Source organism: Halomonas borealis (assembly GCF_004798905.1).
Classification (GTDB): Bacteria; Pseudomonadota; Gammaproteobacteria; order Pseudomonadales; family Halomonadaceae; genus Halomonas; species Halomonas borealis.
Genome location: NZ_SDMO01000156.1, coordinates 1 through 217, shown reverse-complemented (window position 1 = coordinate 217; position 217 = coordinate 1). Strand labels below are relative to the sequence as shown.

At 67.3% G+C, this 217-nt stretch carries 1 protein-coding gene; it reads left to right on the top strand.

What is annotated here, in order from left to right; genetic code table 11:
- Nucleotides 1–217: hypothetical protein (locus ETC07_RS15725; RefSeq protein WP_205742589.1), on the top strand; the 217-nt coding region annotated here is incomplete at both ends.

Here is a 217-nt window from a genome sequence, read left to right as displayed (position 1 = left end):
ACAGTGTCGAAGCGGTAATCACCGATGACGCCGGCAACAGCTCGGTGGCTTCCAACAACATCGACTTCAGCGTGGATGGCACCAGCCCGGGCGGTGATGACGGTAACGACGCTCCGACGCTGGCGATTGCCGAGGCCGCGGACGGCGCCATCAACGCCGATGAGCTGGCCGATGGCGTGCAGGCCAGCGTTGGCCTGACCGCCGGCACCCAGGCCGG